This is a genomic window from Kitasatospora sp. NPDC002543 (assembly GCF_053594915.1).
Genome location: NZ_JBSFWR010000018.1, coordinates 30,742 through 57,204 on the forward strand (window position 1 = coordinate 30,742; position 26,463 = coordinate 57,204).

The 26,463-nt window shown below is 73.8% G+C and carries 25 protein-coding genes; 17 read left to right on the forward strand and 8 right to left on the reverse strand.

The features are described 5' to 3' along the window. The first annotated feature begins 207 nt into the window (after positions 1-207). Genes ACWD4P_RS10865 through ACWD4P_RS10875 form a run of 3 tightly spaced genes read left to right on the forward strand, consistent with a single transcriptional unit; the run spans position 208 to position 4,738 of the window. Positions 208-849, forward strand: coding sequence for a class F sortase (locus ACWD4P_RS10865; RefSeq protein ID WP_359826208.1), 642 nt, complete (start codon positions 208-210; stop codon positions 847-849). Beyond that, entirely contained in the window at positions 846-2,168 is a 1,323-nt protein-coding gene (locus tag ACWD4P_RS10870) for an alpha/beta hydrolase (RefSeq protein WP_359826211.1), read from the forward strand. The genes ACWD4P_RS10865 and ACWD4P_RS10870 overlap by 4 nt, the downstream gene beginning before the upstream one ends. Next, a complete protein-coding gene (locus ACWD4P_RS10875; protein ID WP_449779366.1) occupies positions 2,165-4,738 on the forward strand; it encodes a phosphatidylglycerol lysyltransferase domain-containing protein in 2,574 nt (857 codons plus the stop codon). Before ACWD4P_RS10870 ends, ACWD4P_RS10875 begins: the two co-directional genes overlap by 4 nt. 138 nt (positions 4,739-4,876) lie before the next feature. Here the strand turns inward: ACWD4P_RS10875 and ACWD4P_RS10880 are convergent, their stop codons facing one another. Continuing rightward, positions 4,877-5,302, reverse strand: coding sequence for an SsgA family sporulation/cell division regulator (locus tag ACWD4P_RS10880; protein ID WP_359826217.1), 426 nt, complete (start codon positions 5,300-5,302; stop codon positions 4,877-4,879). 309 nt (positions 5,303-5,611) lie between these two features. Here ACWD4P_RS10880 and ACWD4P_RS10885 point away from each other — a divergent pair, with 309 nt between their 5' ends. The 3 genes from ACWD4P_RS10885 (at position 5,612) to ACWD4P_RS10895 (ending at position 9,331) form a co-directional block, all read left to right on the forward strand. Beyond that, a complete protein-coding gene (locus ACWD4P_RS10885; protein WP_449779399.1) occupies positions 5,612-7,444 on the forward strand; it encodes a DEAD/DEAH box helicase in 1,833 nt (610 codons plus the stop codon). A gap of 391 nt (positions 7,445-7,835) precedes the next feature. Continuing rightward, on the forward strand, positions 7,836-8,486 hold the full coding sequence (locus ACWD4P_RS10890) for an IclR family transcriptional regulator (protein WP_049654777.1): 651 nt from the start codon (positions 7,836-7,838) through the stop codon (positions 8,484-8,486). A 38-nt stretch (positions 8,487-8,524) separates the two neighbouring features. Further along, complete coding sequence (locus tag ACWD4P_RS10895) at positions 8,525-9,331, forward strand: S16 family serine protease (protein ID WP_359826224.1); 807 nt, start codon at positions 8,525-8,527, stop codon at positions 9,329-9,331. A gap of 115 nt (positions 9,332-9,446) precedes the next feature. Here the strand turns inward: ACWD4P_RS10895 and ACWD4P_RS10900 are convergent, their stop codons facing one another. Together ACWD4P_RS10900 and ACWD4P_RS10905 are read right to left on the reverse strand one after the other, a co-directional pair. Then, on the reverse strand, positions 9,447-10,217 hold the full coding sequence (locus ACWD4P_RS10900) for a helix-turn-helix domain-containing protein (RefSeq protein WP_359826228.1): 771 nt from the start codon (positions 10,215-10,217) through the stop codon (positions 9,447-9,449). A gap of 152 nt (positions 10,218-10,369) precedes the next feature. Next, positions 10,370-10,936, reverse strand: coding sequence for an Lrp/AsnC family transcriptional regulator (locus tag ACWD4P_RS10905; RefSeq protein WP_359826231.1), 567 nt, complete (start codon positions 10,934-10,936; stop codon positions 10,370-10,372). 204 nt (positions 10,937-11,140) lie between these two features. Here ACWD4P_RS10905 and ACWD4P_RS10910 point away from each other — a divergent pair, with 204 nt between their 5' ends. Then, positions 11,141-11,683 (forward strand): VOC family protein, encoded by a 543-nt coding sequence (locus ACWD4P_RS10910; RefSeq protein ID WP_449779367.1) that lies wholly within the window; start codon positions 11,141-11,143, stop codon positions 11,681-11,683. Positions 11,684-11,745: 62 nt separating this feature from the next. Here ACWD4P_RS10910 and ACWD4P_RS10915 read toward each other — a convergent pair whose 3' ends face one another. Then, on the reverse strand, positions 11,746-12,348 hold the full coding sequence (locus ACWD4P_RS10915) for a hypothetical protein (RefSeq protein ID WP_449779368.1): 603 nt from the start codon (positions 12,346-12,348) through the stop codon (positions 11,746-11,748). A 134-nt stretch (positions 12,349-12,482) separates the two neighbouring features. On the opposite strand from ACWD4P_RS10915, the gene ACWD4P_RS10920 reads away from it, so the two are divergent. The 3 genes from ACWD4P_RS10920 to ACWD4P_RS10930 all read left to right on the forward strand — a co-directional run bounded on the left by ACWD4P_RS10920 (position 12,483) and on the right by ACWD4P_RS10930 (position 16,242). Next, positions 12,483-13,187 carry a response regulator transcription factor gene (locus ACWD4P_RS10920; RefSeq protein WP_359826239.1) on the forward strand — a complete coding sequence of 235 codons (705 nt, stop codon included), beginning with the start codon at positions 12,483-12,485 and terminating at the stop codon, positions 13,185-13,187. Continuing rightward, the gene (locus tag ACWD4P_RS10925) at positions 13,184-14,731 is read left to right on the forward strand and encodes a sensor histidine kinase (protein WP_449779369.1); all 1,548 of its coding nucleotides are present in this window, start codon (positions 13,184-13,186) and stop codon (positions 14,729-14,731) included. Before ACWD4P_RS10920 ends, ACWD4P_RS10925 begins: the two co-directional genes overlap by 4 nt. A gap of 110 nt (positions 14,732-14,841) precedes the next feature. Further along, the gene (locus ACWD4P_RS10930) at positions 14,842-16,242 is read left to right on the forward strand and encodes a glycosyltransferase 87 family protein (protein ID WP_449779370.1); all 1,401 of its coding nucleotides are present in this window, start codon (positions 14,842-14,844) and stop codon (positions 16,240-16,242) included. A gap of 255 nt (positions 16,243-16,497) precedes the next feature. On the opposite strand, the gene ACWD4P_RS10935 is transcribed toward ACWD4P_RS10930, so the two are convergent. After that, positions 16,498-16,914 carry an SsgA family sporulation/cell division regulator gene (locus ACWD4P_RS10935; protein ID WP_097237712.1) on the reverse strand — a complete coding sequence of 139 codons (417 nt, stop codon included), beginning with the start codon at positions 16,912-16,914 and terminating at the stop codon, positions 16,498-16,500. 402 nt (positions 16,915-17,316) lie between these two features. Here ACWD4P_RS10935 and ACWD4P_RS10940 point away from each other — a divergent pair, with 402 nt between their 5' ends. After that, on the forward strand, positions 17,317-19,149 hold the full coding sequence (locus ACWD4P_RS10940) for an RDD family protein (protein WP_449779371.1): 1,833 nt from the start codon (positions 17,317-17,319) through the stop codon (positions 19,147-19,149). 73 nt (positions 19,150-19,222) lie between these two features. Beyond that, a complete protein-coding gene (locus ACWD4P_RS10945; protein ID WP_449779372.1) occupies positions 19,223-19,951 on the forward strand; it encodes an RDD family protein in 729 nt (242 codons plus the stop codon). A gap of 40 nt (positions 19,952-19,991) precedes the next feature. Here ACWD4P_RS10945 and ACWD4P_RS10950 read toward each other — a convergent pair whose 3' ends face one another. After that, on the reverse strand, positions 19,992-20,318 hold the full coding sequence (locus ACWD4P_RS10950; RefSeq protein WP_449779373.1) for a hypothetical protein: 327 nt from the start codon (positions 20,316-20,318) through the stop codon (positions 19,992-19,994). Positions 20,319-20,550: 232 nt separating this feature from the next. Between ACWD4P_RS10950 and ACWD4P_RS10955 the strand changes: the two genes are divergently transcribed. The 4 genes from ACWD4P_RS10955 to mycP all read left to right on the forward strand — a co-directional run bounded on the left by ACWD4P_RS10955 (position 20,551) and on the right by mycP (position 24,557). Next, positions 20,551-21,279 carry an endonuclease V gene (locus ACWD4P_RS10955; RefSeq protein WP_449779374.1) on the forward strand — a complete coding sequence of 243 codons (729 nt, stop codon included), beginning with the start codon at positions 20,551-20,553 and terminating at the stop codon, positions 21,277-21,279. A 158-nt stretch (positions 21,280-21,437) separates the two neighbouring features. Next, entirely contained in the window at positions 21,438-21,824 is a 387-nt protein-coding gene (locus tag ACWD4P_RS10960) for a hypothetical protein (protein WP_359829568.1), read from the forward strand. Between the two features lie 38 nt (positions 21,825-21,862). Continuing rightward, positions 21,863-23,266, forward strand: coding sequence for a hypothetical protein (locus tag ACWD4P_RS10965; RefSeq protein ID WP_449779375.1), 1,404 nt, complete (start codon positions 21,863-21,865; stop codon positions 23,264-23,266). A 160-nt stretch (positions 23,267-23,426) separates the two neighbouring features. After that, on the forward strand, positions 23,427-24,557 hold the full coding sequence (gene mycP / locus ACWD4P_RS10970; RefSeq protein ID WP_449779376.1) for a type VII secretion-associated serine protease mycosin: 1,131 nt from the start codon (positions 23,427-23,429) through the stop codon (positions 24,555-24,557). Here the strand turns inward: mycP and ACWD4P_RS10975 are convergent. Further along, positions 24,551-25,123: a GNAT family N-acetyltransferase gene (locus tag ACWD4P_RS10975; RefSeq protein WP_449779377.1), complete on the reverse strand. Its 573-nt coding sequence runs from the start codon at positions 25,121-25,123 to the stop codon at positions 24,551-24,553. The two genes, mycP and ACWD4P_RS10975, sit on opposite strands and share 7 nt — an antisense overlap. 206 nt (positions 25,124-25,329) lie before the next feature. On the opposite strand from ACWD4P_RS10975, the gene ACWD4P_RS10980 reads away from it, so the two are divergent. Further along, positions 25,330-25,944, forward strand: coding sequence for a DinB family protein (locus ACWD4P_RS10980; RefSeq protein WP_449779378.1), 615 nt, complete (start codon positions 25,330-25,332; stop codon positions 25,942-25,944). A gap of 75 nt (positions 25,945-26,019) precedes the next feature. Here the strand turns inward: ACWD4P_RS10980 and ACWD4P_RS10985 are convergent, their stop codons facing one another. After that, positions 26,020-26,460 (reverse strand): hypothetical protein, encoded by a 441-nt coding sequence (locus tag ACWD4P_RS10985; protein ID WP_359829573.1) that lies wholly within the window; start codon positions 26,458-26,460, stop codon positions 26,020-26,022. Positions 26,461-26,463: the final 3 nt, after the last annotated feature.

Below are 26,463 nucleotides of genomic sequence, written 5' to 3' on the forward strand. Positions count from 1 at the left end.
GCGTGTTCCCGCGGCGATGGCCCGTGGGGGGCGTCCGTCGCGCTCCGCTGTCGGACGCCCACGGAAAGCGGGGGAATGGCCGTCTTCCCTGCCGATTGGCGGGTGCCGATACGACCGTCGTACGGACGTGCCTTACAGTCCGTTCCGGTTGAATTGTTCACAGGAAACTCCCAGGAAGCTGGGTTCCGTCGGCAGAGGGGAGCGCCCATGGGCGTCCAGCGGGGCAAGGGGCCCTGGCCGGGCACCCTCGCGGCCGGTGCCGCGCTGGTGCTCGGTGCCTGGCTGCTGCACGACGGGGGCGCGTCCCTGCCGCCCGCGCCGGGGGTCGGTCAGGTCCAGGCCGGGATCGCGCCGGTCTCGATCGTCCCGCCGCTGGGCCCGTCCGCGCCGACCCGGATCCGCATCCCGGCCGTGCGGCTGGACGCGCCGGTCACCGCGCTCGGACTGGACGCCGACGGCCACCTCCAGACCCCGCCCGAGGCCGACCGCAACCTGGCGGGCTGGTACCGCGGCGGGGCCAGCCCCGGCCAGCGCGGCACCGCGATCCTGGCAGGGCACGTCGACAACAAGGCCGGCCCCGCGGTCTTCTATCATCTGGGCGCGCTCCGTCGGGGGGATCGCATCGAGATCGCCCGGGCGGACGGCGCCACCGCCGTCTACCAGCTTTACGCCATCGAAGTGCACGACCGAAAGGACTTCCCGGACGATCGGGTCTACCGTCAGGCCACTGACGCGCAGCTGCGGGTGATCACCTGCGGCGGCTCGTACAGCGAGGAGCACGGGTACGACGGCAACGTCGTCGCCTACGGCTTCCTGGCCGACACCACCCCGCCGGGCAAAGCCGCATGAGCACGCTGACCCTAGCCTCCCGCTGGAACCCGATCGACTGGCCCCTCACCGAGGGCCTGATTCCGCACGCCGTGCTGGCGGCCGGCTGGGCGGCGCTGTTCGCGCTCGCCGTCGCCCGCGGCCGGAGCTGGTGGCGGGTCCGACTGCCCGCCGCGCTGGTCACGGCGGCGGCCCTCAGTTGGCTGCTGGACGCCGTGGTCGACGGCTGGTGGCACCCCTTCCCGGAGGGCACGCCCCGGTACGTCACCTGGTGGATAGCCATCGCCCTGCTCGGGCTCTGCCTGGCCGGCTACCGGATGCGCCGGCTCACCTGGCGCCGACGGGGGGTCGCGCTGGGCCTGAGCGGCCTGGTGCTGCTGATGGCCTCCTCCGAGGTCAACATCGGCTTCGGCCAGTTCCCGAGCGGGCGCGTGATGCTGGCGCCGTGGCTGACCAAGACCGACGGGCTGGTCGCCAAGTCGGGCCAGACCATGGCCGCCCCGCCGGGAAAGACGCTGGAGGAGGTCTGGCGCCCCCCGGCGGACCTGCCCGCGAAGGGCACCGTCTCGGTGGTGCCGATCCCCGGCACCAAGTCGGGCTTCAAGGCCCGCGACGCGTACGTCTACCTCCCGCCCGCCTACCAGGCCACCCCGCGGCCGCTGCTGCCGGTGGTGGTGATGATCACCGGTCAGCCCGGCATTCCGGGGGACTGGGTGCTCTCGGCGCAGATCAACGAGGCTCTGGACGCCTACGCGGCGGACCACGGCGGCCTCGCGCCGATCGTGGTGATGCCCGACCAGCTCGGCTCCACCTGGAACAACACGCTCTGCCTCGACTCCAAGATCGCCAAGACCCAGACCTACCTGTCGGTGGACGTCCCCGAGTGGGTCCACCAGAACCTCCAGGTCGCCGCCGGCCGGACGTCCTGGGCGATCGGGGGCGCCTCGATGGGCGGCACCTGCGCGCTCCAGCTCGGCGTCAACGCGCCCGACGTCTACGGCACCGTCCTCGACATGTCCGGGCAGGAGGAACCGACCCTGGGCAGCCGGGAACAGACCGTCAAGGCCGCGTTCGGTGGTGACGAGAAGAAGTTCGACGCGGTCGACCCGCTTCAGGTGATGGCCCGAAAGAAGTTCCCGGACACCAACGTCGCGTTGGTCGTCGGCGAGACCGACGAGGAGTTCAGACCGCAGATGGAGAAGGTCTACAAGGCCGCGCAGGCGGCCGGCATGAAGGCCAAGTTCGACTTGATGCCGGGCGGCCACGGCTGGGTCGTCTTCCGGCCCGGCATCGCCGCGCAGCTCCCGTGGCTCGCCCAGCAGACCGGGCTGACCCGGTGACCGGGGCGGGGACGGCACTGGCCACCGTCGGCGAGCAGCGCGGGCCCGGGCCCGACGCGCCGCGCCCGGCCGAGCGCGGCACCGACCGGGCCCCGGTCACCCGGACGCCGGAGCCGCGCCCGCAGCGGGTCCGCCGGGCGGCCAGGGCGGTCGGCTCCTGGCTGCGCTCGGCGCCGCTGACGCTGATCCTGCTGGCCGGGCTCTGGCTGCTCGGCGCGGCCACCGGCAGCCTCGGCCACGGCCCCTCGGAGCGCCTGCTGGAGCGGTTCGGGACCAGCGTGTCCACGCTGTCCGAGGGCCACTGGTGGGCGCCGGTCACCTCGATGCTCTGGTGCTCGGGCCGCGGCTCGTACGTGTTCACCAGCCTGCTGCTGCTCCTGGTCGGCCCGGCCGCCGAGCACCGGCTCGGACGGCCGCGCACCCTCGCGGTGCTGGTCGGCGGGCAGGTCGTCGGCACCCTGCTGGGCACCGCGCTGGTCGCGTTCGGCTCCTCGGCGGGGGAGCAGTGGACCGTCTCGGTGGCCGACCAGATCTCGGTCGGCCCCGGCGTCGGCCTGTTCGCCCTGGCCGGGTTCCTCGGGTACCGGCTCACCGTGCTCTGGCGCCGCCGGCTGCACCTGCTGGTGCTGCTCGTCCCGCTGGTGATGACGCTGTACGTGGGCCACCTGCAGAGCGTCCAGCGGTGCGCCGCCGCGCTGGCCGGGCTGGGCCTGGGCGCGCTGGTCAGCCGGGGCCGTCCGCACCTGCGCACCCACCGCTCCTCGCACTCCGAGACCCGGGTGCTGGTCGCGCTCTGCTTGGTCGCCGCGGCCTTCGGGCCGCTGCTCGCCTCGCTGTACGACAACGCCAGCGGGCCGTTCAACACCTTCTCCGAGCTGTACTTCTCGCACCGGCTCAGCCCGGACGAGGTGGCCGACCTCTGCGCGCTGTCGGCGCACGACTGCGCCCGGGCGCACGCCGTCGTCCGGATCTTCGACACCCCGGGCCGGATGATGGCCGCGCTGTTCCCGGCGCTGCTGCTGGTGCTCGCCGAGGGGCTGCGCCGGGGGCTGCGGTTCGCCTGGCTGGTCACCGTGGCCACCGAACTGCTCTGGGCGGCGCTGCTGTGCTGGCTGTACCTGGACGCCGGGCCGATCAGCCGGGACGTCGTGCAGTACTTCGTGGAGGCGCTGCTGCTGCCGCTGCTGACCACGGGCCTGCTGCTGGCCACCCGCAAGCGGTTCCCGCTGCGGCTGTCCGGCCGCTCGACGCGCCGGCTGGCCCTGGTGCTCGGCGGCGCGGCGCTCGCCTCCGCGGCCACCTACGTGGGGGTCGGGCGCCTGGTGGCCGGGGAGTTCGAGCCGGGGGCGAGCGCCCGCCGGCTGGTCGCCGGGCTGCCGGCCCAGTTCCTGCCGCCCGCGTACAACGACCTGCTGCCGGACTACCCGATCGCGGTCGGGCCGGTGGCGCGCTTCCTGGAGACGTACTGCGGGCTGGCGTTCTGGGCGGTCGCGCTGGCCGTGCTGCTGTCGGTCTTCCGCCGTCCGGTGCTGCACACCGACGCGGCGGCCGCCGCGCGGGCGCGGGCGCTGCTGACCGAGCACGGCGGCGGGACGCTCTCGTTCATCGCCACCTGGGACGGCAACCACTACTGGTTCGACGAGGGCGGCCGGGCGGCCGTCGCCTACCGGGTGGTGGGCACCGTCGCGCTGACCACCGGCGACCCGTTCGGCGCGCCGGAGGACCGGGAGCGGGCGGTGGCCGGCTTCGCCCGGTACTGCGACGCGCGCGGCTGGACGCCGTGCTTCTACAGCGTCGACGGCGGGACCAGGGCCGCCGCCGCGCAGCTCGGCTGGCGCTCGGTGCAGGTCGCCGAGGACACCGTGGTGCCGCTGCCCGAGCTGGCCTTCACCGGCCGCAAGTGGCAGGACATCCGCACCGCCCTCAACAAGGCCGGCAAGCAGGGCATCTCCGCGGAGTGGTGGGCGTACCACGAGGCGCCGCTCGCGCTGCGGGAGCAGATCCGGGCGATCTCCGAGGAGTGGGTCTCCGAGAAGGGCCTGCCGGAGATGGGCTTCACGCTCGGCGGGCTGGAGGAGCTGGACGACCCGGACGTGCGGGTGCTGATCGCGGTGGACGAGCAGCGGGTGGTGCACGGGCTGACCAGCTGGATGCCGGTGTACGAGGACGGCGTGCCGGTCGGCTGGACGCTGGACTTCATGCGCCGGCGCTCGGACGGCTTCCGCGGCGTCAGCGAGTTCCTGATCGCCTCGGCCGCGCTGGGCTTCAAGGAGGAGGGCGCGCGCTTCCTGTCCCTGTCGGGCGCGCCGCTGGCCAGAAACGGGCAGGACGAGGAGCCCACCGGGCTGCAGCGGATGCTGGACTGGATGGGCAAGGTGCTGGAGCCGGTGTACGGCTTCCGCTCGCTGCTGGCGTTCAAGGCGAAGTTCCAGCCGGAGTACCGGCCGATGTACATGGCGTATCCCGACCCGGCCGCGCTGCCCGGCATCACCAGGGCGATCGGCAAGGCGTACCTGCCGCACCTGACGGCCGCCCAGGGCGTCCGGCTGATGCGCAAGCTGTCGGGCTGACCCGCCCGGGGACGGCCGTACGGGCATCCCGGGCCCCGGACCCGGGTTGCCGCCGGCGGCCGCCGGCGAACGGCTCACCACGCGGGCGGGCGAGAGGCGGTCCGGAAACGCGGGCGCGCTCCCGGACGCCGGCGCCCGTCAGCCGAGCAGCTGGGCGAGCGCGCGGTCGGCGTCCAGGTGCAGGTGCTCCTCGCCCTCGGGGACGACCAGCCGGCTGCGCCACAGGAAGCGGCGCAGGTCGGCGGTGTCGAACTGGAGCAGCGCGGTGCCCTCGGGGGCCCGCAGCTCGACCATGGTGCGCCGGCCGACCGCGGGCCGGACGTGGACGTCGCCGACGCCGGCCGGCAGCTCGATGCCGGCCGAGAGCAGCTGGCGCGCGAAGATCCAGACGATGTCCTCGGAGTCCGGGCGCTCGGCGGGCTCGTCCAGCGAGAACTCGGCGGGGAAGGCCATCCGGACGGCCAGCGGGTCCTCGGGCAGGTAGGAGAGCACCACCCGCAGCCGGACGGAGCGGTGGAGGGAGAGGATCAGGCGGGCCTGGACGGTCTCTTCGACGGTGCGCACGGGTGGTCCCTTCGGTTCGGTGCGAGGCCGCGCTTCGGCAGGTGGGGTAGGTGCGGCCTCACCCTGGTGAGAGTCCCGGGACCCGTGGTGATTACCGGGTTCCACGAGACATTCGACGTGATCCGGGTCACATCGATTTCCGGCCGCGCGACCCCGGCGCGGAGCCTCGCCTGGAGGCCCGAACGGCGCCGGACCGGTACGCTGGGCGGGTTGTCCGATCGCCGCCCGACCGCGGGGCGAGGCCGCAAAACCGCCTCTGACCTGCGATGATCCCCCTCGGAGACCGTGAGTACTGCCGCCGCCTCCTCGATGCCGCTGTTCTCCGACGCACCGGAGCCGTCGGCGCCCGCCCGATCCGTCGGCCATGCCGCGCCCGCCGGTTCGCACCACCTCTCCCCGGCCTTCCCCGGCCGCGCCCCCTGGGGTACCGCCGGCAAGCTGCGGGCCTGGCAGCAGGGCGCGCTGGACAAGTACATCGAGACGCAGCCGCGCGACTTCCTCGCGGTCGCCACCCCGGGCGCGGGAAAGACCACCTTCGCCCTCACCCTCGCCTCGTACCTGCTGCACAACCACCTGGTGCAGCAGGTGACCGTCGTCGCGCCGACCGAGCACCTGAAGAAGCAGTGGGCCGAGGCCGCCGCGCGGATAGGCATCAAGCTGGACCCGGCGTACTCCTCCGGTCCGCTGTCCCGCGAGTACCACGGCATCGTGGTCACCTACGCGGGCGTCGGGGTCAACCCGATGCTGCACCGCAACCGCACCGAGGCCCGCAAGACCCTCGTGATCATGGACGAGATCCACCACGCCGGTGACTCCAAGTCCTGGGGCGAGGCCTGCTTCGAGGCCTTCGAGCCGGCCACCCGCCGGCTGGCGCTCACCGGTACGCCGTTCCGCTCGGACACCAACCCGATCCCCTTCGTGTCCTACGAGGCCGGAAGCGACGGCATCCGCAAGTCCGTCGCCGACTACACCTACGGCTACGGGCACGCGCTGGGCGACCACGTCGTCCGTCCGGTGATCTTCCTCAGCTACAGCGGCAACATGCGCTGGCGCACCAAGTCCGGCGACGAGCTGGAGGCCCGGCTCGGCGAGCCGATGACCAAGGACCTGATCGCCCAGGCCTGGCGCACCGCGCTGTCCCCGCAGGGCGAGTGGATCCCGGCCGTGCTCCAGGCCGCCGACCGGCGCCTGACCGAGGTCCGCAAGGCCATCCCGGACGCCGGCGGGCTGGTCATCGCCACCGACCAGAACGTGGCCCGGGCGTACGCCAAGATGCTGCGCGAGATCAGCGGCGAGAAGGTCACCCTGGTGCTCTCGGACGAGGCCGAGGCGTCCAAGCGGATCTCCGACTACGCGGAGGGGACCTCGCGCTGGATGGTCGCCGTCCGCATGGTGTCCGAGGGCGTCGACGTGCCCCGGCTGTGCGTCGGGGTGTACGCGACCTCGATCTCCACCCCGCTGTTCTTCGCCCAGGCCGTCGGCCGCTTCGTGCGCGCCCGCAAGCGCGGCGAGACCGCCTCGGTGTTCCTGCCGACCATCCCGCTGCTGCTGGGCTTCGCCAACGAGATGGAGCTCCAGCGCGACCACGTGCTGGACCGGCCGAAGAAGGAGGGCGAGGGCCTCTTCGACGAGGAGGACCGGCTGCTCGCCGAGGCCGAGCGGGCCAACGACGGGCCGGACGGCGCCGGCGGCGACGAGTTCTCCTACGAGGCGCTGGGCTCCGAAGCGGTCTTCGACCGGGTGCTGTACAACGCCATGGAGTTCGGCATGCAGGCCCACCCGGGGAGCGAGGAGGAGGAGGACTACCTCGGCATCCCGGGCCTGCTGGAGCCGGACCAGGTGCAGATGCTGCTCCAGAAGCGCCAGCACCGGCAGATCCAGCGCAGCAAGACCAAGCCCGCCGAGGAGGCCGACCTGCTGGAGCTGCCGGCCGAGCAGCGGCCGGTGGTCACCCACCAGGAGCTGCGGGAGCTGCGCAAGGAGCTGAACGCGCTGGTGGCCGCCTGGCACCACCGCACCAGCCAGCCGCACGGCACCATCCACAACGAGCTGCGCCGCCAGTGCGGCGGGCCGCTCACCGCGCAGGCCACCGCCAACCAGCTCAAGGCGCGGATCGCCAAGATCCGGGAGTGGGCCCAGTAGGAGGGCCGCCGCGCGCGGAGGAACGGTTCGGCGGACGGCGCGCACCCGGTGGTTCCCGGGCCCCGTTCGCCCGGCGCGTCCGGTCACCGGACCGGGGGCGCGCCCGGCCCTCGACGCACCCCGCGATTCGCGGTGGTTCGTCCGGAATTCGACACGGCGTTGGAGTCGATCACGCCCGAATTTTGGACAACCACTTCCGCCGCGTCATTTCCTTCACTACCTTTCCCCCACGCTCTTCCGCCGGGCGACCCCCGCGGGACGGCGTCGCGGGGCCGTGCGCGTCAAGGACGACGCCGTGCGGCCCGAGCGCGGCCACCCCCCACCCGCGCGCGACACCGACCTTGGAACGGCGCCGCCCGCCCCGCGAGCGCCGCGGAAAGGATTGCCCGCCGTGACTGCCGAGACCTCCCAGACCCTGGACCGCGGCGTCCGGGTCCTCAAGCTCCTCGCCGACTCCGAGCGCGGGCTCACCGTGACCGAACTGGCCGCCCGGCTCGCCGTCAACCGGACGGTGGTCTACCGGCTGCTGGCCACCCTGGAACAGCACGGCCTCGTCCGCCGGGACATCGGCGGACGCGCCAGGGTGGGCCTCGGCGTGCTGCGCCTCGCCCACCGGGTGCACCCGCTGCTGCGGGAGGCCGCGCTGCCGGCCCTGCGCAGCCTCGCCGAGGACCTCGGCGCCACCGCCCACCTCACCCTGGTGGACGGCAACGAGGCACTGGCCGTGGCCGTGGTCGAGCCCAGCTGGACCGACTTCCACGTCGCCTACCGGACCGGACTGCGCCACCCGCTCACCGAGAGCGCGGCCGGCCGGGCCATCCTGGAGGCGCGCACCTTCCCCAGCCAGCGCCGCCCCGAGCAGGGCTTCGTCATCACCCGTGCGGAGGAGCAGTCCGGAGCGAGCGGGGCCGCCGCCGCGCTGGTCGGGCTCAGCGGCATCGAGGGCAGCGTCGGCGTGGTGATGCTGAACGGCATGGTGCCCGAGCGGGTCGGCCCCCGGGTGGTGGAGGCGGCGACCGAGGTGGCCGACGCCCTGAGGTAGCGCCCGCCGGGGGCGTCGGGTGTGTTTGGATTCCCCTTGTGTCCGACACCAAGCTCCCCAAGGCCCTCACCTCCCCGCGGACCCGCGCGCTCACGCTCTGCGGCGTGCTGGTCGCCGCGCTCTTCGGCGTGGCCGCCTTCGTCCCGCTGCCGTACACCATCACCTGGCCGGGCCTGACCGCGGACACCCTGGGCTCGTACGAGGGCAAGCCGGTGCTCACGATCACCGGGGCGCCGCTGCGCACCACCGAGGGCGAGCTGCGGATGGTCACCATCACGGCGACCAACGCGGGGCAGAAGAACACCTTCTGGCGCTCGCTGCAGGCCTGGTTCGACCCGAAGGAGGCGGTGCGCCCGACCGAGACGGTCTACCCGGAGAGCAACCCGGTGAAGGCCGACGAGGCGACCGCCCAGCAGATGACCGAGTCCCAGGACGCGGCCACCGCGGCCGCGCTGAACCACCTCCACCTGTCGCCGGACCAGGTGAAGGTCAAGGTCGACCTGGGCGCGGTGGGCGGCCCGAGCGCCGGCCAGATGCTGGCGCTGGGCATCATCGACAAGCTGGCCGGGGACGGCAAGGGCGGCGACCTCACCGGCGGGCTCACCGTCGCCGGCACCGGCACCATCGAGAAGGACGGCACCGTCGGCCCGGTCGGCGGCGTCCCCCTGAAGACGCAGGCGGCCGCCCGGGACGGCGCGACGGTGTTCCTGCTGCCCAAGGACGAGTGCGCGGACGCCAAGGTGAACACCCCGAAGTCGCTGCGCCTGGTGCCGGTCGGGACCCTCGCCGAGTCGGTCTCCGCCCTGGAGGCGCTCAGGAACGGCGGGGCCGTCCCCTCCTGCTGACCGGGACGCCTCCGGCGGGCTGCCCCCCGCCGTCCGGCTCCCGCCGTCCGGCTCCCGCCGTCCGGCTCCCGCCGGCCGGGGTGCCGGGGCTGCCCCCCGGCCCCGGCGGGGCCCGTCAGATCCCGAAGGCCATCGAGGCGAAGTCGTCGCCGAGCCGGGTGCGCAGCTGGGCGGCGATCCCGGGCAGCCGGTGGGCCTGGGCCATCGGCAGGGAGACGGAGATCGCGCCGATGCCGTTGCCCGCGACGACCGGCACCGCCGCACCCGCCGAGCCGATCGCGTACTCCTGGAACTGGGTGATCGGGACGGCCCGCCGCGGGCCCTGGCGCGGCAGCAGCGGCAGGCAGGCCGGGTCCCGCAGGGTGTACGGGGTGAGCGGCACCATCGGGTAGCGGGCCAGGTGGTCCCGGCGCTCCTCGGCGGTCATCAGGGCCAGCAGGGTCTTGCCGGCCGCGTGGGCGTGCGCGCCGGCCCGCCAGCAGTGCCGGTCGATCAGCGGCGCGCCGGGGGCCTCGGCGGCCTCGACCAGCTCCACCTCGCCGTGCCGGTACCAGGAGAAGTAGACGGCGGCGGACAGCTCGTCGGCGAGCATGCCCAGCAGTGCCCTGAGCCGGGCCCGGCCGGTCGCGGGGACGTCGTACCTGATCAGCCCGGCGACCGCCGGCCCGGTGAGGTAGAGGCCGCTGCGGCGTTCCAGGTACTGGTCGTGCACCAGGGTGCGCAGCAGGTGGTAGGCGGTGCCCAGGGCGAGGTCGGTGTCCCGGGCGAGCTGCTTGGCCGTGGCGCCCTTGGGGTAGCGGGCGGCCGCCTCCAGCAGGCGCAGGGCTCGCTGGGCGGAGGCGATGAGGGTGGGGGCGGAGCCGTTGGCCGCGACCGCGTTCGTCATGCCGGGGCCGACCCGGGGGAGGGCGCGGCCGCCGGGGGTACCGGCGGATCCGAGGGCGGCGCGAGGGTTGGTAGAACGTTCATATATAGATCTTGCGGCCGTCGACGCCTCATGAATACGCCAAATCGGCGCGTCCGGGCGTCCGGTTCCTCCTACTCGGCGGCGGCCTGGTCGACCAGCGGCAGGATCCGGTACGGTACCGGGTTCTCCAGCACGATCGCGGTGGACGAACGGACGATCCCGTCGAAGCCCAGCACCCGGTCGATCACCCGCTGCAGATCGGCGTTGGACCGGGCCACGATCCGCACCAGCATGTCGCCGATCCCCGTGATGGTGTGCAGCTCCAGCACCTCCGGCACGCTCGCCAGGTGCGCCCGCACGTCCGCGCCCTGGCCCTGGGAGATCTCCAGGGTGGCGAAGGCCGTCACCGGGTAGCCGATCGCCGCCGGGTCCACCTCCGGGCCGAAGCCGCCGATCACGCCCTTGGCCTGCAGCCGGTCCAGCCGGGCCTGCACGGTGCCCCGGGCGACCTGCAGCCGGCGCGAGCACTCCAGCACCCCGATCCGGGGCTCCTCGGCGAGCAGCCGGATCAACCGGCCGTCCAGCGCGTCGATGGAGTCGTTGGTGCCGGCCGTCGGAGCGGCGGAAGCGCCTTGCGGGGAAGCGGAGTTGGGCGATCCGGGAGAGCCGGGGGAGCTCGGGGCGTGGGCGGGGGGCATTCGCGGCACCGTCCTGTGGTGGGCATTCTGTACAGCGGCGCGGCCGATTCTCCCGCTCCGGGGCGCAGCTTGACCAGGAGGAAACGGAACAGTTGCGCGCAGGTCGGACCGGCGCCACCCTCCAGCCACACCCCCGTGCGCAGGGCCCCGCCCCGGTGCCGGGGGACGGCCACGATGGTCCGTACGCCTACCGGGAGGGCAGTCATGACCGACACCGCCGCCGAACTCGCACTGTTCGGGGCCGGCCTCCCCCCGGACCCGGCCGAGGCGGGGCCGCTGCCGGCGGGCCGCGCCGACGCGGTGGTCTTCGCGGTCGCCGACGCCGAGCGGGCGGCCCGCCGCTACTGCGCCGCGCTCGGCCTGCGCTGTACCGCGTACGCGGGGCCGGAGACCGGCGAGCCGGAGACGCTCTCGTACGTGCTCACCGCGCCGGGGACGCGGATCGTGCTCACCTCCCCGGTGCGGGACACCGGCCCGCGCGGCCGGGAGCTGGCGGCGTACCTGGACCGGCACGGGGACGGGGTGCTGGACCTCGCGGTGAGCGTCGCGGACGTGTACTACGCCTACGACTACGCGGTGGACCGGGGCGCGCTGTCGCTGGCCGAGCCCTACGAGGCGCGGGACGACTACGGTGCGGTGGTGCTGGCCACCATCGGGGTGCCGGGCGGGACCAGGCACACGCTGGTGGACCGGGCGGGGTACGTGGGGCCGTACCTGCCGGGGTACGTGCCGTGCGAGGGCTTCTGACGGGCCGGCGGCTGACGCGGCGTCCGCTCCCGCGCCGGGGCGGGCCGTCCGGCCGGAGCGTCTCAGCGGATCGCCGTCTCCACGATCGGCGGGTGGCCGTTCCAGGAGGCGAAGACCGAGTTGGCCTCGTCGCCCCGGGTGAAGTCGACCCGCAGCCACTGGCCGTCGGTCCACACCTGCATCTGCCAGCCCGGGTCCGGGGTGGCGGAGACCAGGGTGGCCCGGTCCGGCTTCAGGTCCAGCGCGACCTTGCCGCCCGGGATCGGGTAGCTCTTCACCGTGGACGTCGCGGTGGAGGTGGGGGCGGGCCGGCGGGTGGGCGGCGGTGCGGCGGCACCGGTGGCGGCGGTGGGCGCCTGGCCGTGCGGGGCCGTGGCGGCGGTGGCGGAGGAGGAGCCGGAGGTGCCGGAGGTGCCGGTGGCGGTGCCGGTGGTCGGGGAGGCCGCCGGGGAAGGGGGCCCGGTCGGTGGCGTGGAGCGCGGCTGCTCCGGGGTGGCGGACGGGGAGTGCGGCGTGCCGTCGGCCTTCGGGGAGGGCAGCGGCAGCGCCGTGGGCTGCTCGAACGCGGCGCCGGTCAGCACCGCGTGCACGCCGAGCCAGGACAGCGCCACCGCCGCCCCGGTGGCCGCCGCCCAGGCGCCGAGCTGTACCAGTCCGTTCCGCATCGTCCGCACATCCTGCCGTATTTCCATACGGAAGGAGACCGGCACCCCCGGTATTCAGCAGGGGAGTTGCACAATGTCCGGACCCACCCCCGAGGTACAGACCATTGAACGGCGATGGCGTACCGTGCAGGCCCATGGCAACAGTGCTCGTGGTCGAGGACGACCCCTTCGTACGTTCCGCCCTCATCCGCCACCTGACCGACACCGGTCACGCGGTCCGCAGCGTGGGCACGGCCCTGGAGGCGCTGCGGGAGGTCGCCCAGGTCGGCTGCGACCTGGTGATCCTCGACCTCGGCCTGCCCGACCTGGACGGCAGTGAGGCGCTCAAGATGATCCGGGGCCTGACGAACGTTCCGGTGATCATCTCCACCGCCCGGGACGACGAGGCCGAGATCATCCGGCTGCTCAACGACGGCGCCGACGACTACCTGGTGAAACCTTTCTCCGGGGAGCACCTGAGCGCCCGGATGACCGCCGTGCTGCGCCGGTTCGGCGGCGGCGCGGCCCCCGTCGCCCAGGTGCTGCGGGTCGGCGGACTGGCCATCGACCTCCAGCGGCGGGAGGCCGCGCTCGACGGGCGGCTGCTCGACCTGACCCGCCGTGAGTTCGACCTGCTCGCCTTCCTGGCCGCCCGCCCCGGCGTGGTGGTGCCGCGCAAGGAGATCCTCGCCGAGGTCTGGCAGCAGACCTACGGCGGCGACCAGACCATCGACGTCCACCTCTCCTGGCTGCGCCGCAAGCTCGGCGAGACCGCCTCCAACCCCCGCTACCTGCACACCGTCCGGGGCGTCGGGGTCCGGCTGGAGGCCGCCGGAGGCCTGGCGGAGCACCGGACATGAGGCGGTTCGGACGTTCACTGCGCTGGGCCCTGATCAAGGCCGCCGTGGCCGGGACCACCATGGTCGCGCTGGCGTTCCTGATCCCGCTCGGGATGATGGTCCAACAGACCGCGCGGGACCGGGCCTTCACCGCCGCCGAACGGCAGGCCGCGGCGCTCGGACCGGCCCTGGCGATCACCACCGACGAGGACGCGATCAACCGGGCCCTGGCGAGTACGGACGCCGGCGGGCAGGGGCGCATGGCGGTGCACCTTCCGGCGGCCGGGCAGCCCGCCGGGGCCGGTGCTGGTGCCGGTGCTGATGCGGGGGAGGGGGCGGGGGCGGCCGCCGGTGCCGGTCCGGGTGCCGGCGTCGGCGTCGGATCGGGCGTCGGTCCGGGCGTCGGTCCGGGCTCGGGCGGCGAGCCCGGGGGCCCGCTGCTGGGAGAGGGCCGCGCCGCCGTGGCCGACGTGGCCACGGCCGGCGGGCAGGGCCGCTCCTTCACGGTGAAGGTGGCCGGCGGCTACGCCCTGCTCCAGCCCGTCGCGGTGGACACCGGGCGGACCGCGGTGGTCGAGGTCTTCGTCGCCGAGAGCGACCTCACCCGGGGCGTCGCCACGGCCTGGCAGGTGCTCTCCGCCGTGGCGCTCGGCCTGGTCGCCATCTCGGTGCTGGTCGCCGACCGGATGGGCAGCCGCATCGTCCGCTCCGCCCGGAAGCTCGCCGCCGCCGCCCGCTCGCTCGGCGCCGGGAACCTCTCGGTGCGCGTCCCGACCGAGGGCAAGGAGGTCGAGGGCAGCCCCGAGGAACTGCGCGAGGCCGGCCAGGCGTTCAACACCATGGCCGACCGGGTGGTCCAACTCCTCGCCGCCGAACGGGAGATGGCCGCCGACCTGTCGCACCGGCTGCGCACCCCGCTGACCGTGCTGCGGCTCAACGCCGCCTCCCTCGGCGAGGGCGACGCGGCCGACGCCACCCGGCACGCGGTCGCCCAGCTGGAGCGCGAGGTCGACCAGATCATCCGCTCGGCCCGCCGCGCCCCCGAGGACGCCCCCGCCGTCGCGGTCGGCTGCGACGCCGCCGAGGTGATCCGGGAGCGCGTCGCCTTCTGGTCGGCACTGGCCGAGGACGAGGGGCGCCGCTGGCAGCTGGCCGGCGCCGAACGGCCGGCGCCGGTGCCCGTCCAGCGCGGGGACCTGGCCGCCGCCGTCGACGCGCTGCTCGGCAACGTCTTCCGGCACACCGCCGTCGGCACCGCCTTCTCGGTGGACGTCCTGGCCACCGGCAGCTCCGTGATCGTGCTGATCGGCGACGCCGGACCGGGCTACAGCGACCCGGCCGCCGCCCTCAAGCGCGGCGAGGGGCACGGCGGCGAGGGCTCCACCGGCCTCGGCCTGGACATCGTCCGCAAGCTTGCCGAGTCCACCGGCGGGGACCTCGCGCTCGGCCGCTCCGCGGTGCTCGGTGGCGCCGAGACCCGGCTGCGGCTGCGCACCGGACCGCAGGAGGCGGCGCCCGCCCGGACCGGGCGACGGCGGACGCGGGGCGCGCTCTTCCAGAAGTGAGAGCGGCCCCGGACCGCCCTCCGTCACACCGTGTAGTCGATCGTGTCCGGTCCCGCCCGGACGGCATCCGGTATCGTCGCTGGTTGGCCGAGCCGTGGACGGAGTGGACAGTGACAGCGGTGCAAGACGAGCGCAGCCCGGTGCGGACCGCACCCGCCCCCTCGCCCGCCCCCCTGTCGGACCGGCTCCGCCGGGCCGTCGGCGCCCCCGTCCGGGCCCTGCGCGAGGCCCCCCGCCGTCCGCTGCTGGCGGCCTCGGCCGTGGCGCTGTTCTCCCTGCTGGTGTACGCGGTGGTCCGCCACTTCGTCCACACCTCGATGGTGGACATGATCGTCTACCGGGCCGAGGGCGCCGCCGTGGCCAACGGCACCGACCTGTACGCGCTGCGCGTCACCGAGTGGAACCTGCCCGCGACGTACCCGCCGTTCGCGGCGATGCTGTTCGTCCCGACCACCTGGTTCCCGATCCCCTTCCTCCGGGTGGCGATCACTCTCGGCAACCTCGGGCTGCTCGCCCTGCTGACCCACCTGTCCTTCAAGCTGGCCGGCTGGCCGCGCCGCGAGCTGCGGCCGATCGGCGTGGTCCTGGTGACCGGCCTCGGGGTCTGGCTCGAACCGGTGTTCACCACGCTGCGCTACGGCCAGATCAACCTCGCGCTGGCCTGCCTGGTCCTCTGGGACCTCACCCGCGCGGACGGGCGGCGGAGCAAGGGCGTGGCGATCGGCATCGCGGCCGGCATCAAGCTCACCCCCGGCCTGTTCGCGGTCTACCTGCTGATCACCGGCCGGATCCGGGCCGCCTTCGTGGCGGGCCTCACCTTCGTCGGCACCTTCCTGCTCGGCGCCCTGGTCCTGCCCGACGCCACCCGGGGCTTCTGGACCGAGTACCTCTACGACTCCTCCCGGGTCGGCAAGACCTGGATCGTCGACAACCAGTCGCTGCGCGGCGCCTTCGCCCGCCTGCTGCACACCGCCGACCCCGGCATCGCCGCCACCGCGGGCGCCGGTCTGGTCGCGCTGGCCGGGCTCGGCGTCGCCGCCTGGGCCGCGCGCAGCGGCCGCTGGCTGCCGCGGGCCGAGGCCTGGGGCGTCTGCTGCGCGGCCGTCACCGCCGTACTGATCTCACCGATCAGCTGGACCCACCACTGGGTCTGGTGCGTGCCGATGCTGGTCCTGCTCGCCGCCGAGGCCTCGGTCGAGCACGCCCGCCCGGTCGGCGTCCGCCGGCTGCGCTGGCGGGCCGTCTTCTGGGCCACGCTGGTCGCCTTCCTGTCCTTCGCGATGTGGGCGGCGAAGCCGGTCGGCCTGGCCGTCCTCGACATGGCGCCGTGGCGACAGCTGCCGACCTCGGTCTATCCGTGGGTCGGCCTCTGCTTCCTGCTCGCCGCCGCCGTCCGGATAAGGGCCCGACGGCTCTCGGCCGGCGCGCCGCTGGTCCGGCTGCCCGGACAGCGGGACGCCGGTGGCCCGGACGCCGCCCGCGGCCGTCAGCAGGCCCCCGCGGCCCGCTGAGCCGGCGGGGGCGCCGCTCCCGTTCCCTCGTCCCCGCTTCTTCCCGCGGGGTCCTCTCCTCCGGGGCTCCGGCCGGGACTCCTCCGGTCCGGGTCCTTCCGGCAGGGGTTCTTCCGGCAGGGGTTCTCCCGACCGGGCCCGCTCCCGCCGTGCCCGCTGCTCGTCCTCCGCTCCGCGTTCCCGCGGATGTTCGAGCCCGTGCTGGTGTACGTGCCCGTGCTGATGTACGTGCCAGTGCACGCTGCGGCGCACGCCCTAGGCGAGCAGCTCGGCGAGCGAGCCGTCCATGTCGAGCGCGGCCAGCTCGCTGCCCGGCGGGACCAGCCGGTGCGCGCGCTCCAGCCAGGCCGCGACGGCGGGCAGCGGGGCCTCCAGCAGAGCGTCCCCGGCGGGCGAGCTCAGTGCCAGACAGAGCACGCTGCGCCGGCCCGAGCGGGTCGGCCAGATCCGCACGTCGCCCTGGCCGCACGGGCGGAAGGTGCCCTCGACCAGCAGCTCGCGGGCGAACACCCAGGTCACCGGGGAACCGGTGTCCAGGTGGAAGGTGATGTACACCGCGTACGGGTCGTGGCTGCCGTAGGACAGCCGGGCCGGGACCGGGACGCTGTGCTCCGGGGAGAGCACCAGGTTGAGCTCCAGCTCGTGTTCGACGACGCTGACGGGACGCTCCATGATCGTCTTTCCTCTCTGCCTCGGGCGGTGCCCGGTTCCGGGCGCCTTTGACCTTTGAGAGGGCGGTCCGCACCGGCTCTTACACACGTTTCCGGGATTTCTTCGGGAAGTTCGGTGAGGAGTGGTGAACAGTGAGCGGACGGCGCGTGATCACCGCCACGCGCCGGTTCTCTACCTTGAGCGACCCCCCGTTGTCCGGAGAATCGCGAACTTTCCCTGGTGGTCCCGGTGAGGTACTACCCTTTGTGACTGCCCGGCGACTGTCCGCCCACCGGCGATGCCCCCACACGCGCCGAGTTCCGGGCGTGCGCCGGGTCGTGCGCGCGGGTGGCCGCCTCTGCGGCGGTCGGGCCCGGTCGGGCCGGCCGTCCTCGTCAGGACCTGCCAGGAAAGAAGACCCCCATGACGGACCGCCCCTTCGCCGCCGCCGGCGACCCGGCCGTCTCGCCCGAGCCCGGTTACTACCCGGACCCCTCCATCCCCGGCTTCGTCCGGTACTGGGGCGGCTCGGCCTGGGTGCCCGGTACCAGCCGGCACGCACCCGTCGAGGGCGAGGTGCTGGAGCCGCCCCGGTACGCGACCCGGCGGCCCGCCCCGGACGGCGCGGCGGCGTCGGCGGTGCCGCCGCCCGCGGTGCCGCCGGAGGCGGCGGGGCCGGATGCGGGGGCTCCGGTGCCGGTGGCCGCGGAGCCGGTTCACGCGCGGCCGGGGGCCGTGGAACCGGTGCGTCCCGGGGCGGTGCGTGCGGAGACGATGTACCCGGACGCGATGTACCCGGAGCCGGTGTGTCCGGAGGCTGTCTGCCCGGATCCGGCGGCCTCGGGGCCGATGCTCTCGCAGCCGGTCTTCGCGCAGTCGGTGTCCTCGGCCCCGGTGCCCTCGGCCCCGGTGTCCTCGGCGCCGGTCTCCTCGGCCCCGGTGGCGGAGGGGCGGGTCGGGCTGCCGGCGGGCGGGGGTGACACCGGGCCGGTGTACTTCGACCAGACCTCGGGAGGCGCGTCCTTCGTGCTCGGGCCGAGGGTGGCGGAGGTGATCGGCGGGCCGGTGTTCCGGACGGTCGACGGGCCGGGGACGGCTGCGGGGGTCTCGGCGGGGCCGGTGTCGGGCTTCGCCGCTGCCGGGCCGCCGGGGGCCGCCGGCTCGCTGCCCGGGGTGGTCCGGGGCGCGGTCCGGGCGCCGGACCCGGCTGTGGTCGCGGCTCCGGCCGAGGCTCCGGACCCGTCGGCCGAGGAGTCCGGGTGGCAGGCCGATCCGCGGACCCAGCGGGGCCTGATGGAGACGGGTGACGCACCGCGGTGGGTCTCCTGGGGGGTGCTCCCGGAGGCGTCCGATGCAGAACAGGGGCGTGCGGAGCCCGAGCGCGCTCCGATTGCCGCAGGCCCGGCCGCCGGCGCTGCCCCGGTTGCTGTTCCCCTTGCCGCTCCCGCCGGTGCCCCTGTCGGCGCTCCCGCCATGGTCGCGGCCGTGGCGGCGGCCGTGCGGGAGGTGCCGGTGCCGGCCGTCCTGGCCTCGGGGCCGGTGCCCGTGGTCGGCGAGGGAGTGGCGCAGATCCCGGCCGGGGCCGCCGCCGCCTCGAAGCCCGTGGCCGCGGCGACCGCCTCCGCTCCCGCCGCCGTCCACGCCGCGCCGCTGCCCGCCGTGCGGACGGTCCGGCAGACCGCGGTCCAGCCCCGCCCGTCCGCCGCCACCGTCCCCGTGCCCGCCCGGGCGGCCCGCACCGCCCGGACGACCCGGATCGCCGCCGGGCCGGCCGGCCTCGGACGCCGGCTCGCCGCGCGGGCGGTGGACACCGGGGTGCTCCTGGTGGTCGCGGTCGCCGCCGGGATCCCGCTCGGCAACTCGGTCTCCGACCACCTCCGGCAGAAGGTCGACCAGGCCCGGATGGCCAGCGTCCTCGCCCGGCGCCAGGTCCAGGTCTGGCTGGTGGACGACGTGGTGCTGGGCAAGATCGCCGTGCTGATCGGCATCCTGCTGTTCGTCAGCCTGCTCTACGAGGTGCTGCCGGTCGCCCGCACCGGCCAGACCTTCGGCAAGCGGCTCGCCCGGATCCGGGTGGTCGACGCCGCGGCCCCGGCCGCCCGGACCAGGCTGAGCCTCGGCCGTTCGCTGCTCCGGTGGGCCGTGCGGCAGCTGGGCGCGCTGCTGCTGCTCGGCCTGGTCTGGCCGGTGTTCGACCGTGCGGCGCGGCGGGGCTGGCAGGACCGCGCGGCCCGTACCCGGGTGGTGCGCGACTGAGGCCCGACCGGGCCCGTGCAAAACGGACAAAATGTCCCGAACATCGAGAATGTGCGATGTTCTACTCGGGGTCATGAGCACCCACGACCCCTCAGGCCCCCAGCCGGAGGGGGGCGGCAAGCCCTCCTTCGACAAGCAGCCCCCGCAGCCGGGCGGCGGCACGCCGGAAGGCGAGCCGTCGGGCCCGACCCCGTCCCACGAACCGTCCGACGGCCCCGGCGCCTACCAGGGCACCTACGGCGGGAGCCCCTACGGCGAGCCGACACCCGGTCAGAACCCGTACGGCGAGAGCCCGTACGGCCAGCCGCCACCCGGCCACGGCACCGGCTACGGCCCCGGCGCCCACGGCACCCCCGGCGCCGGCCCCGTCCCCGGCATGCCGCCGATCGGCACCTGGCCCAAGCGGATCCTCGCCCGCCTGATCGACTACATCCTGATGCAGGTCATCGGTGTGATCGTCGTGGGGCCCTTCACCGACCTCAGCACGCGCAACGGCTCCACCGAGGCGTTCTGGCTCGGCTGCGCCCTCTACCTCGTCTACGAAGCCCTGATGCTCGGCCGGGACGGCCAGACCCTCGGCAAGAAGGCGATGAAGATCCGCGTCGCGATGCTCGTCGACGGCAACAAGCCCACCCCGTCCGCGGCCTGGACCCGTGCCGCCGTCTTCATCCTCCCGGCCGTCATCTGCTGCGCCGCGCTCTGGTGGGTCGTCGACGGGATCTTCGGCGTCTTCGACCGGCCCTACCGGCAGTGCCTGCACGACAAGGCCGCGAAGACCGTGGTGGTCACCACGGAGATCTGACCACGGCGACGCGGCACACGCCCCGCGCCCGGCGGCGGATTCAGCGCTGCCGGGCGTACCCGTGTCCGGCGGCGGCCGCGGTGGGGCGGGGCGCTCCCGCCGCGTCGGCGGAGCCCGCCGGACCCGCCGGACCCGCCGGACCCGCCGAGCCCGCCGGACCCGCCGAGCCCGGTGCCGGGGCGACGGCCCTGGCCGCGGCGGCGGACATCGACAGCACCGTCACCACGGTGCCGAGCACCAGCGCGAACCCCACCAGCACCACGACCGCCGGCACGCCCGAGGCGCCCGAGACGGCCAGCAGTGCCACCGTGGTGGCGACGACGGTGAACGAGCCGAGGCAGGCCTGGGCGACGGAGGGACGCGGCATGGCGGGAATCCTTCGCACGTCGGGGGAAACGGGCGGGCGGGAGTGGAGCCGGTCCCGTGGTCCTACCCCGCGGGGGAGAGGGGCACGTCCAGGCTAGTCCCCGGAGGCGGGAGCACAGGGGGCGCACGGACTCACCCCGGGGTCGTCCGGCCCGGCCGACGGCCCGCACCCGGTCGGTACGGTGAACCGGAACCATCGACACCGCGCACCACCACACCCGGGGGAACCGACCATGCCCATCCCCGCCGACTGGCCCACCACCGAGGCCCAGGCACTCGCCGAACAGGAGCGGCTGCGCCCGCTCGTCCAGGCCCACGACGACCCGGACCACGACGACCCGGACCGCGACCCCGCCGGCCCCGGCACGCTCATCGCCGGCGTCGACGTCGCCTACGACGACGACCACGACCTCGTCGCCGCCGCCGCCGTCCTGCTCGACCGGGACACCCTGGACGTGGTCGAACAAGCCACCGCCGTCGGCCGGATCGCCTTCCCGTACGTCCCCGGACTCCTCGCCTTCCGCGAACTCCCCGCCGTCCTCGACGCGCTGGCCGCCCTCACCCGCACCCCCGACACCGTCGTCTGCGACGGCTACGGCCTCGCCCACCCCCGCCGCCTCGGCCTCGCCAGCCACCTCGGCGTCCTCACCGGACTGCGCACCCTCGGCGTCGCCAAGACCCCCTTCACCTTCGACCACCACCAACCCGACGCACCCCGCGGCTCCTGGACCCCCCTCACCGACCCCGCCACCGGCGAAGAGGTCGGCCGCGCCGTACGCACCAGGGCCGGCGTCAAACCCGTCTTCGTCTCCGTCGGCCACCGCACCGGCCTCGACACCGCCGTCCGCACCACCCTCCACCTCGCCCGCCACTACCGCCTCCCCGAAACCACCCGGCACGCCGACTCGCTCTGCCGCCGCGCCCTCGCCGACGCCCAGCACGCCCGGACGAACGCGAACTGACCACGGCCAGGGCGGGGTTCGGGCCCGGTGTGTTAGACATGAGACACCGGGGCCCGGCCCCGACCGCCAGGGACGGACGCACGGGGGGCGCCGAAATGGGATCAGGGACCACCGGTACCGGATCGACTGGCGGAGCCGGACAGGGCTACCGCGTCGAAGTGGAACAACTCCGCACCTTCGCCGGCCAAGTACGGCTCCTGCTCGCCGACTTCCAGAAACACGCCGACGGCACCGACACCCACGGCCGCAGCGCCATCGGCAAGAACGCCTTCGGGACCTTCGCCGAAGCCACCGAGATCCACGGCCGCTACGGCACCATGCGCGACGCACTGCGCGACGTCCTCAACCAACTCCAGGAAGCCGTGGACGAGGCCCAGCAGAAAGCCGACCTCACCGCCGCCAACTACGAGGAACAGGACCGGCACACCGCCACCGGGCTCAAACTCGGCGACGACGGCTGGTCCGTCGCCCAGCCCTCCCCGAGCAGCCTGACCACCGCCCAGCAGAACCGCACCCCCGCCACCCGAGGCAACGCCACCGCCTGACCGCCGCCCGCCCGGACCCGAACGGAGGCCGACCGCCCGTGGTCTACACCGACTTCACCAAGTACAGCCACGCCCAACTCCGCACCATGGCACAGGCCCTCGACCCCGGCGCGGTCATGGCCGCCGGCGACCCCTGGCGCAAGGCCGCCGACACCCTCAAACAGATCCGCCAGACCCTCACCAAGGCCAGCACCGAAGCCGCCACCTCCTGGGAAGGCACCACCAGCGACGCCTTCCACACCCGCATGCTCACCCTGGCCGCCAGCATCAACAACGCCGCCGCCTACGCCAACGACGCGGCCAACACCCTCCACAACACCTCCGAGGCCATGGCCAAGGCCAAACGCGACATGCCCGAGGAACCCGGCAACTGGGACAAGGTCAAGGACACCGTCGGCGACGCCCTCTTCGGCGACGAGGACGAACACCTCCCCATCGCCGACCGCAAGAAGGCCGAAGCAGCCGCCATCATGCAGACCCTCGCCATGCACTACCGCGTCGCCACCCCAGCCCTGAAGCCCCCGCCGTTGCCGAAGACGCGTGCCGACAAGCCCGGTGATACGGAATCGCAGGACGATCCCGGCAACGCGGTGGCGGTTGCAGCGGCTGTCATGTCGGGAACCTCGATCGGGGCCGGGGGAACGGCACGGACGGCATCATCCCCTGCGGTGCAGCGCCCGAAGTCTTCCCAACAGCCGATGGTGGCCGGGTCCACATCCAAGGGCGCGGCTGCCCCGACCGATTCCGGAATCAAGGGAGGTACGGCGCAAGCCCTGTCGAAGCCGCCGAGCACGGCGAGCCGTGGCCCCGAAGCGGGCATTTCCGGTACTCCGGTATCGCGTCCAAGCGGTAACGTGCCGATTACCCCCACCTCCGGTACCCAGACTTCTGGCCTGAGCGGTGTACCGGGCATGAGCCCTGCCACCGGACTGGCCATGCCCGGGGGCGGACAGACGGTTGTCGGCCCCACTGGCCCGGCCGCGCAGAATTCAGCGACCTTGCCCGGATTCGGGCAGGTCAAGAGCGGATTCGGAGGCAGCGGATTCCCTGGCAGTGACAGGCCGATGGAGCGAGCTGTCACAGGTGGTGGCGCCGAGGTGAGTCCCGGCACCGGAGCCGGAGGCCGTGAAGTGCCAGGGGCCAAGCAATCCGGTGCGCCGCAGGGCCGGACAGGTGCGGGTCGGGGGACCATGCCCCCCGATGCCGGAGCGCACAACAAGCAGGCATTCACGGAAGGCGGGTCCGGGCTGGGGGCGCGGAATCGCCTCAGGAGTGAGGCGGGAGCCGTAGGTGCGAACGGCATGTCTCCTGGTGTTCCGCTGACCGGGCCTCAAGGGCGCAAGAAGGAGCGCACGAAGGGCGGCAGGAGGCCGGACTACCTCGTCGAGGACGAGGAGACCTGGGCGTCGGACAAGCCGACCAACCCGAACGTGGTGGAATGAGGCTGGTCCGTAGCCGGACGGGTGATCTGATCGCATCCCGCAGGTCGGTGACCTGCGGGATGCCTCTTGATTGGGGTGACCGGATTTGACGAGCCGCCGGTTGGCGCGTGGTACGGCAGTCCTGGCTGTCGGGACAGTGATCTGCGGTGTTGTCGTACCGGTGGCATCGGCCGATCAGATCAGGGACCAGCAGTGGGCGCTGCAGACCTTCGAGGCCGAGACGAAGGTCTGGCCGGTCAGTCAGGGCGATGGCGTCATCGTCGCAGTGATCGACACCGGAGTAAACGCGGACCATCAGGATCTGACCGGGCAGGTTCTTCCCGGGGCTGATTTCTCCGGCACGCAATCCGACGGTCGAGTCGACACGGACGGCCACGGCACCGGGATGGCGAGTCTTATCGCAGGGCACGGGCACGGGACCAAGGCCGGCGTGATGGGTCTTGCTCCGAAGACGAGGATTCTTCCGGTAAAGGTGAGGACGGACGAAAACGGTCCCATCCCGGAGCAGAACGACCTGGCTGCGGCTATCCGCTTTGCAGTGGACAAGGGCGCGAAGGTCATCAACATTTCGCTTGCCGGGAATTCGCGATTCGACTCGCAGACACGCAAGGCAGTCGCGTACGGGGTGTCGAAGGACGTCGTGCTGGTCGCGGGGACGGGCAACGACGGATCCAGTAGCGGCGTGGAGTATCCGGCCGCCTTCCCGGGCGTGGTGGCCGTGGGGGCGACAGACTCCAATGGAACCGTGTGGGGCGATTCCACCTCAGGGCCCGAGACCACCCTCACTGCGCCTGGTGTCGGGATCTACCACGCCTCGGCGAAGTCACCGACAAGCTATGTGACCGCGAACGGCACCTCTGACTCCACCGCCTACGTATCCGCCACCGCGGCGCTCATCCGGTCCAAGTATCCCGACCTGTCGGCCGGACAGGTGATCAACCGCATGATCAAGTCGGCCACCCCGCCGGCCAACGGGACGGTGGTGCCCAACAACCAGTACGGCTACGGTCTCGTCGCGCCGGCGAAGGCTCTGGAAGCGAATCCCGTCGTGGACAACGGGCCTCGGGAGAATCCGCTGGTCGGGCGGATGGAAGCGAAGGGCACTCCTCCGCCGGTGGACGAGGAGACCGACGACCCCGCCGTGGAGCCCATGGTCCCCGAGGGGGACAGGGGCAGCAGTGACAGCGGGGTCTGGTCGGTGTTGGGGGCGGGGGTCGGCGGGTTGGTGTTGGTCGTCGGTGTGGTCGTGGCGTTGGTGGTGCGGCGGCGGGGGCGGGGGTCGTATCAGTGAGTGGCGAGCCATTCGTCGCGTAGGGCGGCCATCTGGAGGACGTCCCAGTAGCGGTCGTCCCAGTGGTGGGCTTGGCGGGAGCGGCCTTCGAGGGTGAAGCCGGACTTGCGGTAGGCGTGGGCGGCGCGTTCGTTGTACTCGAAGACTTCGAGGTGGACGCGGTTGAGGCGGATGGTCGTGAAGGCGTGGCGCAGGACCAGGATGGTGGTTTCGGTGCCGATGCCGCGGCCGGTGCTGTCCGGGGTGAGGGCGATGCGGTAGCTGGCGGAGGAGTTGTCGGGGTCGACGTCGGTGAGGGCGGTTTCGCCGAGGAAGCGGCCGGTGGCGGGGTCTTCGACGGCGAGGTCGAGGCGGTCGGGCTGGGCGGCGCGGGTGGCGCACCACTGGTGGATCTGGTGGTGGGTGAAGGCGGTGCGGGTGCCGGTGAGCCGGTTGGTCGTTGCGTCGGTGCAGAGTTCCCACATGGGGTGGGTGTGCCGTTCGTCGAGGGGGACGAGGCGGATGGTGGGGCCGTGCAGGGTGGGTTTGACGGCGAGGGCGGCGAGGTCGGGGTGGTCGGTGGCCATGGTGTTCAGGATGGTCGGCCGGTTTCCGGTTCGTCCACGCATTTGTCCTGGGGTGCACCGGCGGGCGGGGGCGTGTGTTGGCGGCGTGCGCCGGATGATGCGCTGGGTCGGCGAGGTGACCGAGGTGGCCGGGGTGGCGGCATTTCGGCGGCCGATGGCGTCATTGCCGCTGGTGGGGCTTCCCGGGTGGCGGGGATGCTGGGCCCATGAGCACTCCTGAGAGCACCCGGGCCGAGAACGCGCCGATCGGCACCGCCACCGCGGCCGCCGCTACTCCCGCCGCCACCGACGGCGGGATCGTCCCCGACACCAAGGACTGGACCTGGGTGCTGGAACGCCCTTGCCCGGACTGCGGGTTGGACACCCCGGGGGTGGTGCGGGAGGAGGTCGCCGGGATGGTCCGGGCGAACGCGGAGGGCTGGCTGGCGGTGCTGGCGGGGGACGTGGACGGGCTGCGTCGGCGGCCGGCGCCGGGGGTGTGGTCGGACCTGGAGTACGCGTGCCACGTCCGGGACGTCTTCCGGCTGTTCGACGTCCGGTTGGGCCTGATGCTCGACCGGGAGGACCCGCTGTTCCCCAACTGGGACCAGGACGGGACGGCTGTCGCCGAGCGCTACGGGGAGCAGGACCCGGTGGTGGCCGGGGAGTTGGCGGAGGCCGCGGAGAGGCTCGCCGTGGCCTTCGAGCGGGTGGCCGGCGCGCAGTGGGGTCGGACCGGGAACCGCAGTGACGGGGCGCGGTTCACGGTCGAGTCGTTCTCCCGGTACCTGATCCACGACCCGGTGCACCATCTGTTCGACGTGACGGGCGAGCGGGTCTGAGGCCGGTCCGGGAAGAGCCGGGCCGGGAAGAGCGGGGCCGGGAAGGGCCGGGAAGGGGCGGGCCGGGGCGCGGGGTCACCAGCCGGAGGCCTCGCGCAGCATGGTGCGGCGCAGCCGTCCGGCGACGCTGGCGGCGTCGGTGCCGATGACGTCGGCGATCTCGGGGGCGGCGAGGCCGACGACGTAGTGCAGGATCGCCAGGTCGTCGTCGGCCGGGTGGCGGTCCGGGTCGGCGGTCACTCTGCGGGTGTGGTCGGCGACGGTGCCGCGCAGGATCTCCCAGGCGTGCGCGGTCGGGTTGGAGCTGCCCATCAACTCCCGCCAGTGCACCGCGATTTCCGCGAAGGCCTGCTGGACGGCGGCGGCCGCGGCGCTGTGCTCGGTCAGCCACACGTGCGCGTAGCTGAGGTACCGGGGGCGGTGGAGTTCGCAGAAGGCGGTGAACTCCAGTGGTACGTCCGCCGGCTCGCCGGGCCCCGGGGGCGGCTCGGCGGAACTCCTGTGACGGTTGGTCATCTC

What these genes read in the sequence shown, in the direction of transcription:
- ACWD4P_RS10920 (WP_359826239.1), top strand. Translation starts at nt 12,483, where the DNA reads ATGGCAACAGTGCTCGTGGTCGAGGACGACCCCTTCGTACGTTCCGCC.
- ACWD4P_RS10885 (WP_449779399.1), top strand. Translation starts at nt 5,612, where the DNA reads ATGCCGCTGTTCTCCGACGCACCGGAGCCGTCGGCGCCCGCCCGATCC.
- ACWD4P_RS10865 (WP_359826208.1), top strand. Translation starts at nt 208, where the DNA reads ATGGGCGTCCAGCGGGGCAAGGGGCCCTGGCCGGGCACCCTCGCGGCC.
- ACWD4P_RS10975 (WP_449779377.1), bottom strand. Translation starts at nt 25,123, where the DNA reads ATGGCCACCGACCACCCCGACCTCGCCGCCCTCGCCGTCAAACCCACC.
- ACWD4P_RS10985 (WP_359829573.1), bottom strand. Translation starts at nt 26,460, where the DNA reads ATGACCAACCGTCACAGGAGTTCCGCCGAGCCGCCCCCGGGGCCCGGC.
- ACWD4P_RS10870 (WP_359826211.1), top strand. Translation starts at nt 846, where the DNA reads ATGAGCACGCTGACCCTAGCCTCCCGCTGGAACCCGATCGACTGGCCC.
- ACWD4P_RS10900 (WP_359826228.1), bottom strand. Translation starts at nt 10,217, where the DNA reads ATGACGAACGCGGTCGCGGCCAACGGCTCCGCCCCCACCCTCATCGCC.
- ACWD4P_RS10935 (WP_097237712.1), bottom strand. Translation starts at nt 16,914, where the DNA reads ATGGAGCGTCCCGTCAGCGTCGTCGAACACGAGCTGGAGCTCAACCTG.
- ACWD4P_RS10950 (WP_449779373.1), bottom strand. Translation starts at nt 20,318, where the DNA reads ATGCCGCGTCCCTCCGTCGCCCAGGCCTGCCTCGGCTCGTTCACCGTC.
- ACWD4P_RS10910 (WP_449779367.1), top strand. Translation starts at nt 11,141, where the DNA reads ATGACCGACACCGCCGCCGAACTCGCACTGTTCGGGGCCGGCCTCCCC.
- ACWD4P_RS10940 (WP_449779371.1), top strand. Translation starts at nt 17,317, where the DNA reads ATGACGGACCGCCCCTTCGCCGCCGCCGGCGACCCGGCCGTCTCGCCC.
- ACWD4P_RS10980 (WP_449779378.1), top strand. Translation starts at nt 25,330, where the DNA reads ATGAGCACTCCTGAGAGCACCCGGGCCGAGAACGCGCCGATCGGCACC.
- ACWD4P_RS10945 (WP_449779372.1), top strand. Translation starts at nt 19,223, where the DNA reads ATGAGCACCCACGACCCCTCAGGCCCCCAGCCGGAGGGGGGCGGCAAG.
- ACWD4P_RS10925 (WP_449779369.1), top strand. Translation starts at nt 13,184, where the DNA reads ATGAGGCGGTTCGGACGTTCACTGCGCTGGGCCCTGATCAAGGCCGCC.
- ACWD4P_RS10915 (WP_449779368.1), bottom strand. Translation starts at nt 12,348, where the DNA reads ATGCGGAACGGACTGGTACAGCTCGGCGCCTGGGCGGCGGCCACCGGG.
- ACWD4P_RS10905 (WP_359826231.1), bottom strand. Translation starts at nt 10,936, where the DNA reads ATGCCCCCCGCCCACGCCCCGAGCTCCCCCGGCTCTCCCGGATCGCCC.
- ACWD4P_RS10955 (WP_449779374.1), top strand. Translation starts at nt 20,551, where the DNA reads ATGCCCATCCCCGCCGACTGGCCCACCACCGAGGCCCAGGCACTCGCC.